This window comes from Microvirga sp. jy35 (assembly GCF_056148915.1).
The window spans coordinates 1-13057 of sequence record NZ_JBWBEW010000068.1; the positions used below are offsets into that span (position 1 = coordinate 1).

The window sequence follows — 13057 nt, forward strand, 5'->3', positions numbered from 1 at the left end:
CACCGACAAGCTCGGCTCCTACGCGGCCGCCCGAGGTCAGGTCATACCACAAGTCGAGCACCGCTCGCACAAAGGGCACCTTGCACGGGGGCCGCAGCGCATCGCGGGACTCACCTGCGGCTACGAGCGCGAGCATGCCGCCGGCATAGGTCGGGACAGGTGCAAGATATGGCCGCACCCCGGCAAAGGACGCGGAAAGGCGTCCGCACACCGTCTCCAGTTCCTTCGGCTGGAAGAAAGGCGCACCGCTCTGGACCGCGATCATCCCGCCGGGACGGAGGCGGGTTCGGCAGGCCCGGTAGAAGGCTGGCGTGAAGAGCGGCTCCCCTGGTCCTATCGGGTCCGTCGAGTCGATGATGATGACATCGAACTTTTCCCTGGTGTCCTCGATGTAGCGCGTACCGTCCATGACCAGCACGTTCGCGCACGGATCGGCGAAGGCTCCACCGGACACCTTGGGCAGGTAACGCCGCGACAGATCGATCACCTCGCCGTCGAGCTCGACCAGCGTGGCACGCCCGACAGGATGCTTCAGGACCTCCTTCAGGGTGCCACCGTCGCCGCCGCCGATGATGAGCACATCCCGCGCGGCACCATGCGCCATCAGAGGAACATGGGCGATCATCTCATGGTAGATGTGGTTGTCGCGCTCCGTCAGTTGCACGATCCCGTCGAGCACCAGCACCTTGCCAAAGATTGCGTTCTCGAAGATCAGCACGTCCTGGAACTCGGTCCGCCAATGGTAAAGTACTTTCTCGATGCGGAGCGCCTGGGCGTAGTGTTTGTAGAGATTCTCCAGAAACCACGTCATAGGATCACTCCCCGCTTGTGCTCGGCGAGCGTCACCATGCCTGGGAGGAACGCCCCCTTCAGGACCTCAATGGCCTTGTGCGGTTGCGCGGCGCCGCACATGAAGACGTCGACCGCCGCGTACGAGATCTCAGGCCAGGTGTGGATCGAGATGTGGCTCTCAGCCAGGACCGCCACGCCGGAGATGCCGCCATTCGGCGTGAAGTGGTGCAGATCGATGTTGAGCAACGTTGCGCCCGCACGGGCTGCGGCATCCCGCAGGGCCTGCTCGACCACCGGCATGTCGTCCAGGTTGGTCGCATGCCAGAGGTCGACGATCAGGTGCGTTCCGGCAAACAGCATGCCGTCGCGCCTGATGAAGTGGTCGAGGCGGCCGTCGTTGGCCGGTTCGTGGCTTGGGGGAAGGGTTGCAGGAGGTGTTGTCCGATCAGCATGACGGGGGCGGCAATCACGCTGAGACGCTTGGTTCCGGCCATCCAATTCTCCGTTGGCAGGGCTTCTGCCAGTTGCGATGCAAGGGTGGGCCGCGCGGCTGACGAAGGCCGCGTGGCGTCGTGTTCGTCTGGTGCGCACGGGGCATGCGCGGTTACGCGGATTGGAGCTCCGCGGCGGCAGGCTCGCGCACCTGCAGCACCGTCAGGCGCTTCGTCTCCCCGGTGCGCGTGGTCCAATCAATCGACTTGCCGACGGGAAGGCCGATCATGGCCGTGCCGATGGGCGTGAGCACCGAAATGCGCCCCTTCGAGATGTCGGCTTGGTTCGGGTAGACAAGGGTCACCGTCTGCACCCGGCCGCTCACGTCGTCGCGAAAGTCGACCTCGCAGCCCATGCAGACGGCGTCGACGGCATGGCGCCCCTTAGGAAGCACATGCGCGCGGTCGAGTTCCTCGGCGAGTTCGGCCGCGATCTCGGGCATGGTATGCGCGGCGGCATTGGCGAGTACCGTGAGCTTCTCGTGGTCATTGGCCGTCAGGGTGATACGGGGCTTGGCGCCGCCGGTGGCTTTTCGTGTCATGTCAGGTCTCCTGTTCTGCTGTGGGTGACGAAAAGGTCAGGCCGCGCTCGGCCCGGGGTCGTCGTCCTCATCCGGCATCGTCGGCTCGGGTCTTCGCTGCGGCTCCGGGCGTCGGCGCGGCGTGAACCGGACGACTTTGCCGTCAGGCTGCTGGGTGTCCTGGCTTCCAGGCTTTGATGTCGGATCGTCCGGGGACTGCTGCATGGCACGGTCTCCTCTGCTCTGGATGAGGATCGAAGTGGGCGTCGGTCTGAGTGTCTGCGTCAGGAACTCGGGCGCGATGAGCTTCACCTCCGCATACGCCTCGGCCGCCGGCAGTCTGCGTCGCCGGTTCGCCGGATGAGCGGCTGCGTGCTCCGTCATGCGAAGCATGTATTTGAAGAAGTGTTGAAGCATACCGCGGCACCGGATGCGCCAGCATCCGGCCTCACAAGATGTCCGAAGGTTTAAGGATCTTGCGCTCCCCGAACTCGGGGTGCGGATGCACGTCGAGCTCGGGGCTACTTGCCCGCGATGAGGTTGCCTGCACGAAGCAGGCCGCGAAGATATTGCGCAATGCTCAACATGATGCCTCGATGCTCGCCCACATTGCCCAGTTTGTCAAATCGCCAGCGGGCCGTGTGGCGGAATGCCCTGTCTCGGGCTCGCGCCAGGCATCGCTCGTCAGCACGACGTGTATGGCCTCCGCATCCTTGGCGGACCGGACACGTGCGGCGACCTCGCGGTCGCGCAACCGGCGTGCGACGCAGGCGAAGGCCCGCAGGCGCGTGGGATCGTCCCCTTCCGGGCTCAGCAGAAGGAACATGAGATCAGCAGGGATTTCGTCGGCAGCACCAAAGTCCTGCGCGGGCTTGAAATGTGCGAAGGCGCCGATAGGCTGCTCAAGCCCACGAATGAGGGCGTGCGGAACTGCCGCGCCGCGCCCGATTCCGAAACACGAGGACTCCCCGTGGGTTTGGAAGCCATATCGATGCCGGCCTTGTTCGGGCCGCCTCACAGTTCCAGGGAGCAGGGCATGGACGTTCAACCCGGACAGCGCAGGTGCGCCGTCGCGGGCTCACGTGCCCGTTTGGAGAAGCCCCTTCCGGAACAGCATGGGCTGCATGTGAGTAGGTGTATTCATCGCACTGAGCCAAGACCGTTCCATATTGCTCACGCCGCCGCCTGAAGTGAAATCCGCTCCTGACACCACCGGAGCGCGGCGGCGCTTCCGCCAAGGTAGAGCGTGCCGATGATGAGGAGTAGGGCGGCTGCAACACGCTCCTCTGCGGGCCTTCTTTCCATCAAGCAGTTGCGGCCTTGCGGCTGTCCTGCCAAGCGCGCCAGAGAGGTGCAACTAAGACAAACAGCGTCAATGCAATCAGGATCATCGATATTGGTGACGATGCAATCGCAACAGCGTTCCCTCCTGAGATCGTTAGCGCGAGGCGGAGCTGGCTCTCTGCAAGCGGCCCAAGGATGACGCCGAGCACGATCGGGGCGCTCGGATAGTCGAGCTTCTCCAGGACATAGGCAACAAGGCCGATGCCGAGCAGCATATAGAGGTCGAACATGGAGTTGTTGACGGCGTACACACCCACCGCAACGAACAGCATGATGATCGGCGCCAGCATGATCCTTGGCAGGCGCAAGGCTTGCCCGAAGATCCGTGTTGCCGCCAGTCCCCCAACAAGGGCCAGCAGGAACGCAGAGAGTAGCATCTGCAGCATGAAACCGTAGATCACATCAGGATGATCGCGGAAGAGTTGAGGTCCCGGCCGCAGGCCGTGAACCAGCAGTCCGCCCAAGATGACCGCCGCAACGCCGGACCCCGGAATGCCCAACGTCAGCGCCGGGATCAATGAGGCGGCATTGTCGGCACCATTTCCGGCCTCCGATGCGGCGACGCCTTCAGGGTTGCCCTTGCCGAAGCTTTCAGGGTTTTTCGAGATCCGCTTCGCATCATTATAGGCCAGGAAGCAGGACATGCTTCCGCCGGCTCCGGGCAGAATGCCGATCACGATCCCGATTACTGAACTGCGAAGCCAGATGGGCATGAATTCGCGCCACTTCGACAGCACGGAACCCTGCCGCCGCAGCTTGAGCAGGTCCCCTGACATACCAACCTTCAGGGCTTCCTCGATCATCTGCATCACAGGGGGAATGGCGAACAAGCCGGTCAGCAGGACCACGATGTCGAGACCATCTGCGAGGGGAAGAAGGTCGAAGGTAAAGCGCTCCACACCAGTGGAGATGTCCTGCCCGATCGTACCGATGGCTAATCCGATCAATGCAGCAATCAGGCCTTTGATCAGATCCTCTCCCAGCAGTGAGGAGACCGTGGCCAATCCCAGAACGGCGACCCAGAAAAATTCTGCCGGGCCGAACAGCAGACTGAGTTTCACGAGAGGCGGGGCGAACAAGATGAGCGATATGGCGGATAGCACACTGCCGATAACGCCAGAGACCACGGCAACCTGCAAGGCATAAGCCGCCTGCCCCCGCTTCGTCATCTCGTAGCCATCGAGGATGGTTGCAACAGATGCGGGCGTTCCTGGCACTCTCATCAGAATTGCTGGAATCGCTCCACCATAGCTTCCTCCATTGTACATGCCTGCCATCATGCCCAGAGCAAACAAAGGGTCGAGACCAAACGTCAATGGAATAAGGATCGCGATCCCTGTCGTCACAGTCAGGCCAGGCAATGCACCGACAACCAGACCGGCGACGGTCCCGAGCAGCACCGCGAACAGGTTTGCTGGAGCGAGGACATGCGGGAGAGCACTGACAAGAGCCTCGATCATGGCAGAGCCTCGAGAAAGAAGTTCAAAAGATCAGGGGGAAGAGGACGCTCCAGAATAACCCGGAAAATAAGAAGGATCATTGCCAGGGTGCCGAGCACGACCGGTACGAGGAGACGCCACTCTCGATATCCCAGCACGAATGGGAGACCGATTGCGAAGGCCACACTCGGCAGGAGATAGCCGAAGAAGTCGATCATTACGAAATAGGCCAGGAGGAAGCCAGACCCGACGATGAAGCGGATCGGATGATCGAAAAATGGCTGCCCTCCGCTCTCTCTCGGCCTTATCACCTCGCGAAAGATGACCAGCAGAGCCCCGATCCCGAGCAGAACCGCGAGAGTGCGTGGATATCCAGCACTGTCTGACGGAAATTTTCCTGCTTCGATGAAGATGGCCGATGCGGCGGCTATCAGCGCCGCCGCAAAGGTGATCTCGGCCTGACGCCGAGTCAGAGCGGATTTTACCGCCATGGCGTCACTTTCCATGTGGCCTCGAGGTCGGTAGTCATCTTGTCCAGAAGCGCCTTGTACTCATTGGCCTTCAGAAAATTGAGCGGGATCTCGGCCTTCTTGGCCGCTTCCAGGTACTCCGGATCGTTGAGAGCCTTGTCGACAGCGTCCTCCAGTTTGGCCACGATATCAGCAGGCACGCCCTTGGGTGCAGCGATGCCGCGTGTCGCGCCGGCAACCAGGTCGATGCCCTGTTCACGGAAGGTCGGCGCGTCTTTCATGTAGGACGAGCGCTCGGCATCCATGATGCCGAGGATGCGGATTTCACCCTCACGCACCAGCTGAAGCGCCTCGCTCAGGTTCATCGTTGCACTCGGAATATGGTTGCCGAGGATCGCCTGCCGCACTGGCGCCGTGCCTCCAAAAAAGGCTGGATTGAACTTGACGTCGGCCAGACGGTTCAGGTTCAGAATGGCAATGTGTTCCGACGAACCGGCAGCTCCTGATGTGCCGATCACGACCGAATTCGGGGCCTTCTTTGCAGCGTCGATCAACTCCTTCAGGGTTTTGTAGGGGCTATTTTTGTTTACGACGAGAATCCCAGGATCGTAGACGAGGTTCGCAATGGGTTGAAAGTCGTCCATCTTGAACTTCGCCTTGTTCTCGACGACGAGCGCATTGATGGCCGGCGCGTTGATAAAGCCGATCGTATAGCCGTCGGGCTGTCCGGTCGCGACAGCAGTCCAGCCGATCTCACCGCCGGCTCCCGGCTTGTTGATGACCGCGATACGGGCGTTTGAACCAAGATGCTTTTCCATGAACCGCGCAATTGAGCGCGCGGCGACATCCGTTCCGCCGCCTGGAGCGAACGCAACAATCATTTCGATCGGCTTTGCCGGGTATTCAGCGCTCGATGCCGATGAGATAGCACCCAGGGTGATCGCAAGGCAGGCTCCTAGTTGAACAAGCTTCCTCATGTATCCCTCTCCATTTTGTATGACTTCCCCATCATTCACGACGGGGTGACGCGCTAGCACCGCGAGCTGCAGCTAGGTTACTGATCGACGATTGTTGTTGTTCTTGGCCCGTAGGCAGCGGGCGTAAGTCCTGGTCTCAACCTTGTCTCGGATGGGACTGAGAGCTCCACTTTCTGCCCCTGTAAAGCTTGTGTCCCATCTTGACCCTCTTCGCGTCCTTTTCTGAGCGATGGGCTCATTCCGGGATGAACCGTGAGACGCTTCTATGCGGCCTTGCCCGAACCGTCGGCCGCGTGATCGGCATCAACCCACTCGTCACCGAGAATTTCAGCGGTCGAGAAGGCTTGAAGATTGGCGAAATGAACCTCCTTGTCCTCCACGAACATCGTGCGGACGATCCCCCGCGCGAGTCGATCAGCCCCCTCGCTGACCGCTGGGATATCTCCGCTCAACTTACCGTGGCTCAGGGTAGCCGGAAAATTGAAGCAGTGAATGTGCTTCAGCACGGGACATTCGCCGGGTTGCTTCTCAAGAAATTCGAACGCTTCACCGAGATCCGGGGAGGTTTCCAACTCCGCATTGCACAATCCCTCAGGCGGGCTGAATCTATCCCCCCAGAAGCGGATATGCGGGATAAATTCCTTTAGCTCCGGCCGCAGCGAGAGATCCACCCGGAAGCCGGTAGCGAAGATCATGAAGTCGACATGGTATTTGGATTTGGGCGTTGTCGCGACGACGTGATCGCCCTCTTCTCTGAGGTTCGTGACCGGACTGCCAAGGTGGAAAAAGGCATTCTCATGCCGCGACACACGCAGCGTGCTGTCACGTGGCGGCGGCGTCTGCGCTGATAAAGTGTAGTCGAGAAACTTCCATTTCCACTCGTCGGGAAGGCCCGCGAACCCGTGCACCACGCCCTGGCTGCCGATGCCCGTGAACTTGTTGATACGTGGAATGTCGGTGCGGCGGATGAAGAGATCCAGGCGTGCCGCCCCCTGCTCCAACGCTGTTGCAGCATTATCCATCGCGGACGCGCCCGCGCCGACCACACCGACGCGTTTGCCTCGAAGTGCCTCAAAATCGATGTCGTCTGCTGAGTGGGCCCAGAAACGTCGGTCGATCCGGTGGACAAATTCCGGCACATAGGAGCCACCAAGCCCATCGCGTCCAGTCGCTAGAACCAAACGGCGGGTCAGCACCGTCTCCCGCGAACCTTTGTGATCGAACTCGACATCCAGCAAACCATCGGCCCGTGCGTGAACACCGGTGACCGTCGTGTCATTCTGAACCGGCAGGTCCAGCACCTTTCGATACCAGACAAGATAGTCCATCCATTGATGCTTAGGGATCTTATCAAGCCCTTCCCAAGCCTCCGCTCCGAAGCGAGCCTCAAAATATGCCCTGAAGGTGAGCGCAGGAAGGCCCATCGCCGGCCCCGTCAGCTGCTTGGGCGAGCGGAGCGTCTGCATGCGGGCAAAGGTGATCCAAGGTCCCTCCTGGCCTTCGGGGGCACGATCGTACACGACGATGTTATCAACCCCGAAGCGCTTCAGCATGGCGGAGGCCACGAGCCCGCACATGCCGGCACCAACGATGACGACGTCCTGAACATCCCTGCCGTCGACGCGTCGGCGCGGCACCCAGGACTTGGCGGGGAATTCCAGCCATGACAGATCCTGCCTGAGCCGGGCCTCAAGTGCCTTGAGGCCCAGGCCCCCAGGAGGATGCTGGTTCATCATCAAAGATTGTCCTCTTGTGCGTGGATGGGTGTGGCATCGGTTGCCTGGCCCAGCTCATCCGAGAGGGTAGCGGAACCGTAGATTGCCTGAGCGAGCCCGTCGCGGCCCGAAGGGTCGTGGTGGCGGCAACCGGGCAAGGTTTCCATCGCGACCTGCTCGAGTGCGCTGATGAGCGCCTGCACGGTGGGTGACACCGGCTTTGCAAAGGGCGTAAACGCTCCGAACAAAAACGGAATGTGGACGTCGAGTGGACGAACGGCCAATCCTTGAACTGGTGTGCCATAGGCTGCCGCGGGCTCGACCAGCGCGATGCCAAGCCCCGCACGAGCCGCACCAAGAGCGGTAAAGGATGCATTCGTATCGATAATCCGCTCCGGCCTCACCCCAGCCTGAGCTAAAGCCTCGTCGATCCGACGCCGGAGGCGATACGGATTGGCCATTGTCACGAGGGTTCGTGAGGCAAGAGCCTTCATGTCGATTACGTCGGAGCGGGCTAAGGGATCATCTTCGGGAAGGACCGCCACGCAGGGCGCTTCGGCGATCCAGTGTACCTCGATACCAGGATGCTCGATGGGCAAGCTGGCAACGCCGAGATCCGCTGTCCGGGCCAATACCGCTTGCACGACATGCTCAGCTGCGGAGGATCGCAGATGAAGCTGATGGGGGACGAGCCCCTGGTCGACCCGGGTGAGAGCCTGGGGAACAATCCCGGCTGCGAGAGCCGGAATGGCGGCAATCTCGATCGTCTGAACCTGACGCTTCGCAATTGCTTGGGCGCGATCAGCGATATGCTTGATGCCGACGAGAAGCCGCTCAACCTCATCATGGAAGAGGAGACCCTGTTCGGTGGGCGTGATCCGTGGCCCGTTGCGGTACAAAAGCTCAAACCCGAGATTGGCTTCAAGATCCTGGATCAATCGCGTTACGGCCGGCTGCGACCGTCCCAGCAGACGGGCTGCGCCAGTAATGCTCCCAGCCGAAATAACAGCCGCAAAGGCATCCAACTGTCTCAGGTCTAAGCTTTCTATATCCATATTCTGTATCTTAGCCTAGGAACCATGCTAATCAAGTATAAAAATATGCATCTTTGTGCTTATGAGGACATCATAATGACCAGAACACATTATTATTTATCTGCATTATATGAGAACACTGATACAGTTCGCGTATGATGCATAACTCCTTCTCCACCTTGCGAACTGCCCCAATCGGACTTCAAAGCTCATGGAAACCATGCTTCAGAACACCCACTCAATGCTTAAGCTTGATGGTCATAGGGCAGCACGCAATAGCAGCGCTAATGGCTCATGGGTGGAGATGGCTATTGCCCGCATTGAGGCCGATCAAAAACGATCGGCCGACACACATCTTCACAAGATTGAGGTTCCTGCTCTCGGTGAGATCAATCTATACCTGAAGGATGAGTCCACCCATCCAACGGGAAGCCTGAAACACCGTCTGGCACGCTCCTTGTTCCTGTATGCCCTTTGCAACGGACAGATCCGGTCGGATACACCGATCGTTGAAGCCTCGTCGGGATCGACGGCCGTTTCGGAGGCTTATTTCGCTCGCATGATCGGGCTGCCGTTCTACGCTGTCATGCCGCGAAGCACGTCGAGCGAGAAGATTGCCGCCATCAAGCTTTATGGCGGGCAATGTCACTTTGTTGAGGATGGCCGTTTCCTTTACGAGGAAGCAAGCGCCTTGGCCGTGCGCCTGGGCGGCCACTACCTCGACCAGTTCACCTATGCCGAAAGAGCAACGGATTGGCGTGGCAACAACAACATTGCGGAATCGATCTTCGAGCAGATGCAGCTCGAAGAGCATCAGGTGCCGTCCTGGATCATCATGAGCGCAGGGACAGGAGGGACAACGGCCACGATTGGTCGGTATATCCGTTACAAGCGCTTCCAAACCAAGCTTCTTGTCGCCGATGTTGAGCACTCGGCCTTCTTCGATGGCTACAAGGAACGCCGCGGTTGCACCACTTGTGATCATCCAAGCCGCATCGAAGGCGTTGGTCGCCCCCGCGTTGAACCTTCATTCGTGCCCGGTGTCGTCGATCGGATGCTCAAGGTGCCCGATGCAGCCTCGATTGCCGCCATGCGCGTGCTCTCGCGCCTTCTCGGCCGGCGCGTCGGTGGATCGACAGGAACCAACTTCTTCGGTTTCTGCTGGGCCGCCGCACGAATGAGAGCCGCAGGTGAGACCGGCTCGCTTGTCACTCTGATCTGTGACTCGGGAGAACGTTACCGCGGCACGTATTACTCGGAAGACTGGCTTCGAGAGGCCGGAATTAACCCGGTCCCTTATGAAGCAGTCATCGACCGCTTCCTGGCTGGTGGCACTTTCGACTGCCACGTCGAAGACGCGTCACTCGCTGGCCCTTAAAGGTGCGCCCGTAGAAAGGACCAAGATGAGCGACGTCAATATCATAGAAGAGCTTGCAGGTGTGCGGCTTGGTTCGCCCCTCGCCGAGACCCTTCTCGCTCGTATGGATATCATGGATCTGAGCCAAGCTAGCTATGACGCCATCATTCGTCCCCGAGAGCCTGGCGGATTGAGCCACGCCGAGCGCGCTGCTCTCGCAACTCGCATGGCACGCCAGAACGCTGACGAGACCTTGGCTGAGCACTACATGGGCAAGCTGCGGGAGGCCTGTGCCGACCCAAAGCTGAACGAGCCTATATTGCCGGGAGAAGTCGCTAATTACGGCAATCGGCTTAACGCCCTCGTCCGGCATATGGATCTGCTCACCCGCGAGCCCAGCAAGGCGGCACGTACTGACATCACCGCCTTGAAAGACGTAGGCATCAGCGAACCGGACATCGTGCGCCTGTCGGAACTGGCTGCTTTTGTGAATTACCAGGTCCGCGTGATCGCTGGTCTTAAGATACTAAAGGACATGCTCTGATGGAAACGGTTCATGAGTTCACGACTGAACTTCCGCGCTGGTCGCCCTACATCACTCCTGTAAAACTCTCGGAGGCGACGCCCGAGCAGCTTGACGCCATGAAGGTGACACCCTCGAACAAGAGCGTGTCGGATTACGTTCTTGTGCTGGCGCATGATCCGGAATCCCTTGCCCAACGGTCGCCTCTCTTCAACGCCATCATGTACGGCAATGACGGCCTATCGCGTGCGGAGCGTGAGCTTGGTGCTGTCGGTGCATCTGTCGTTAATCGTTGCGTTTACTGCGCCGCCGTCCATGGGAGCCGCTACAATCAGCTGACAAAACAAGCCGATGTTGTCGAGCGCATCTTCCAGAATGGGGCGGATGCGAAGCTGGAGAAGCACGAACAGGCAATCTTTGATTTTGCTGTCAAGCTCTCGCGAACACCGCCGACCATCACCAAGGACGATGTAGCAAAGTTGCGCGATATTGGACTTTCGGATCTGGAGATCGTCGATCTCGTGCTCTCCACCGCCATCTTCGGCTGGGCGAACCGCCTGATGCACACATTGGGGGAACCCGTGAAGGCAGCGAGCTAAGTTTCCAAAGAAGAGGCGCATCCCACCGCGACACTTGCTGGCAATGCAGCCCAACTGGTGTGAGGATAGACGTCATAGAACTCAGGGTTTTTAGTGATGAAAATCGGAATTGTTGGATGCGGCGGCATCGCGCTTGGCTACGCCGCCTTTCTCATGAAGAGCGGCCATCAGCCTGTTGTTTGGTCCCCATCCGGCGAAAGTGCCCGCTCTCTCATCGGGCAGGAAATCACGGCGTCTGGAGCCCTTGAAGGCAGCTTTCATATTCAGGTGGCACGTTCAGCTCGAGAAGTGGTCTCAGAGGCCGAGGTTGTGATCATTGCCGTACCTGGATATGGGCACCGGGCGGTCATTGATGCTGTTGTACCGTTCGCTCGCGAGGGGCAGTCCTTTATCGTCAGTGCACAATTATCTCTGAGCGGCGTCTATCTGAAACACAGCCTTGCGGCTCAAGGCATCGAGTCGGACGTCATGGCTTGGGCTACAACGGTACTGATGAGCCGACGGACTGGACCGTCCAATATCGTTATCGGTGGTATTCGGCAGATGCTTGATGTTGCAGCACTCCCCGGAGCAGCTGGGGCAAGATGCTTTGATCTATGCCGCACATTGTTCGGGAATCGCTTCCGACTCGTCCCAGATATACTTGCCATCGCTCTCGGCAACCTCAATCCACCAATCCATATGGCGAGCGCCCTTTGCAACTTCACACGGATTGAGAAAGGCGAATATTGGGCAAACTACGATGGCATCACACCATCCGTCGCACGACTGATTGAAGCCCTTGACCAGGAACGACTCGATTTAGCCAAGGCATATGGGGTGACGGTTCGCACGGTTCAGGAACATTACCGCCTAACGTTTGGATTCGAGGAGGGCCACTCGATCGCGGAGATGGCGGCAATGGTCCATAAGCAGCGCCAAGGTCCACCAGGCCCGACTACCTTGGATACCAGATTTGTCACCGAAGACATTCCCTTCGGCATTGTGCCACTCATTGAGCTGGCGGCTAGGCTAGACATTCCACTGCCGCTCCACCAAGCAGGAAGTCAACTCTTCTGTGCATTGTATGGGCGCGACTTCCCGAGTGAGAACGAACTTCTTAAGGTTTTGCCCTGGGAGTCAATTGTTGCAAGGGCATTGTCACATCGAAGCGGCTGACTTCAATGCAGCGGAGCTGGCGTCGAAGGCAATCCTTGGCGTGATCGACATGCATATGCGGCGGCGGCACAGCGAAGTCTTCTGGCTGGTGGAGACTGTCTTCCATGGGCTCTGTTGCATTAACTTTGGGAGACACGATCTGTAGCGCATTTGTCCTCATCGACAGCTACTACATCCTGTGATTTGAAAGGTTAATGCAACAGAGCCGCCAAGACACTGTCGCCAGCCGTATTGGCGATCCGTCCGGTATACTCGCCTATGAGGCGGTCCATGATCTGGCGATGAGCGTTCAAAGTGCGGAGTGTCCCGACCTCGTCCTGCTCCATGAGCCGCGAGTAGCCTGCCACGTCAGCCGCGAAGATCGCCGCGAGCCGTCGCTCCACCCTGTGCCCCTGCCGATCCATGGGACCCTCGGTGCCGTTCTTTGGTAGAGTGTGCCGCTGGGCGGATGGGGTGTCCAGCCTTCGTCTACGCTCGTCTGCCATCGGCTCTACCAGTGCCGTCCTTCTGAAACCGCTGCTATCCTACAATTTGTCAGTTGAGCGGCACCCTCCGTTCTCGTCGATCTTTCCGGCAACAAGCTCTTGGAGCCTCCATAATCCACGATCATGGATGCCGTGCTCTTCAAGATGAGTGA

The 13057-nt window shown here is 59.3% G+C and carries 14 protein-coding genes and 2 pseudogenes; 5 read left to right on the forward strand and 11 right to left on the reverse strand.

All coding sequences use genetic code 11. The features are described from left to right. Positions 1-76 (forward strand): annotated as a pseudogene (locus AC0QTX_RS26035) (IS6 family transposase); the annotation flags it as partial. 84 nt (positions 77-160) lie between these two features. Here the strand turns inward: AC0QTX_RS26035 and speE are convergent. The 10 genes and pseudogenes from speE to AC0QTX_RS26085 form a co-directional block, all read right to left on the reverse strand. Next, positions 161-811, reverse strand: a pseudogene (gene speE / locus AC0QTX_RS26040) (polyamine aminopropyltransferase); the annotation flags it as partial. Further along, on the reverse strand, positions 808-1152 hold the full coding sequence (gene speD / locus AC0QTX_RS26045; protein ID WP_474606698.1) for an adenosylmethionine decarboxylase: 345 nt from the start codon (positions 1150-1152) through the stop codon (positions 808-810). The pseudogene speE and the gene speD, both read right to left, overlap by 4 nt. Positions 1153-1396: 244 nt before the next feature. Further along, the gene (gene rnk / locus AC0QTX_RS26050) at positions 1397-1825 is read right to left on the reverse strand and encodes a nucleoside diphosphate kinase regulator (protein ID WP_474606699.1); all 429 of its coding nucleotides are present in this window, start codon (positions 1823-1825) and stop codon (positions 1397-1399) included. Between the two features lie 36 nt (positions 1826-1861). Next, positions 1862-2188: a hypothetical protein gene (locus tag AC0QTX_RS26055; RefSeq protein ID WP_474606700.1), complete on the reverse strand. Its 327-nt coding sequence runs from the start codon at positions 2186-2188 to the stop codon at positions 1862-1864. 196 nt (positions 2189-2384) lie between these two features. Beyond that, on the reverse strand, positions 2385-2822 hold the full coding sequence (locus tag AC0QTX_RS26060) for a PTS sugar transporter subunit IIA (protein ID WP_474606701.1): 438 nt from the start codon (positions 2820-2822) through the stop codon (positions 2385-2387). A gap of 286 nt (positions 2823-3108) precedes the next feature. Beyond that, positions 3109-4608 carry a tripartite tricarboxylate transporter permease gene (locus AC0QTX_RS26065; RefSeq protein ID WP_474606702.1) on the reverse strand — a complete coding sequence of 500 codons (1500 nt, stop codon included), beginning with the start codon at positions 4606-4608 and terminating at the stop codon, positions 3109-3111. Next, positions 4605-5078 (reverse strand): tripartite tricarboxylate transporter TctB family protein, encoded by a 474-nt coding sequence (locus AC0QTX_RS26070; RefSeq protein ID WP_474606703.1) that lies wholly within the window; start codon positions 5076-5078, stop codon positions 4605-4607. The genes AC0QTX_RS26065 and AC0QTX_RS26070 overlap by 4 nt, the downstream gene beginning before the upstream one ends. After that, positions 5069-6034 (reverse strand): tripartite tricarboxylate transporter substrate binding protein, encoded by a 966-nt coding sequence (locus tag AC0QTX_RS26075; RefSeq protein WP_474606704.1) that lies wholly within the window; start codon positions 6032-6034, stop codon positions 5069-5071. Before AC0QTX_RS26075 ends, AC0QTX_RS26070 begins: the two co-directional genes overlap by 10 nt. Positions 6035-6297: 263 nt before the next feature. After that, positions 6298-7767: an NAD(P)-binding domain-containing protein gene (locus tag AC0QTX_RS26080; protein ID WP_474606709.1), complete on the reverse strand. Its 1470-nt coding sequence runs from the start codon at positions 7765-7767 to the stop codon at positions 6298-6300. Positions 7768-7769: 2 nt separating this feature from the next. Continuing rightward, the gene (locus tag AC0QTX_RS26085) at positions 7770-8804 is read right to left on the reverse strand and encodes a LysR family transcriptional regulator (RefSeq protein ID WP_474606705.1); all 1035 of its coding nucleotides are present in this window, start codon (positions 8802-8804) and stop codon (positions 7770-7772) included. Positions 8805-9024: 220 nt separating this feature from the next. On the opposite strand from AC0QTX_RS26085, the gene AC0QTX_RS26090 reads away from it, so the two are divergent. The 4 genes from AC0QTX_RS26090 (at position 9025) to AC0QTX_RS26105 (ending at position 12420) form a co-directional block, all read left to right on the forward strand. Then, a complete protein-coding gene (locus tag AC0QTX_RS26090; protein WP_474606710.1) occupies positions 9025-10161 on the forward strand; it encodes a PLP-dependent cysteine synthase family protein in 1137 nt (378 codons plus the stop codon). Positions 10162-10186: 25 nt separating this feature from the next. After that, positions 10187-10684 carry a CMD domain protein gene (locus AC0QTX_RS26095; RefSeq protein ID WP_474606706.1) on the forward strand — a complete coding sequence of 166 codons (498 nt, stop codon included), beginning with the start codon at positions 10187-10189 and terminating at the stop codon, positions 10682-10684. Next, a complete protein-coding gene (locus AC0QTX_RS26100; RefSeq protein WP_474606711.1) occupies positions 10681-11262 on the forward strand; it encodes a peroxidase-related enzyme in 582 nt (193 codons plus the stop codon). The genes AC0QTX_RS26095 and AC0QTX_RS26100 overlap by 4 nt, the downstream gene beginning before the upstream one ends. 96 nt (positions 11263-11358) lie before the next feature. Next, the gene (locus tag AC0QTX_RS26105; RefSeq protein WP_474606707.1) at positions 11359-12420 is read left to right on the forward strand and encodes an NAD/NADP octopine/nopaline dehydrogenase family protein; all 1062 of its coding nucleotides are present in this window, start codon (positions 11359-11361) and stop codon (positions 12418-12420) included. A gap of 191 nt (positions 12421-12611) precedes the next feature. Here the strand turns inward: AC0QTX_RS26105 and AC0QTX_RS26110 are convergent, their stop codons facing one another. Continuing rightward, complete coding sequence (locus tag AC0QTX_RS26110; protein WP_474606708.1) at positions 12612-12905, reverse strand: hypothetical protein; 294 nt, start codon at positions 12903-12905, stop codon at positions 12612-12614. Positions 12906-13057 lie beyond the last annotated feature (152 nt).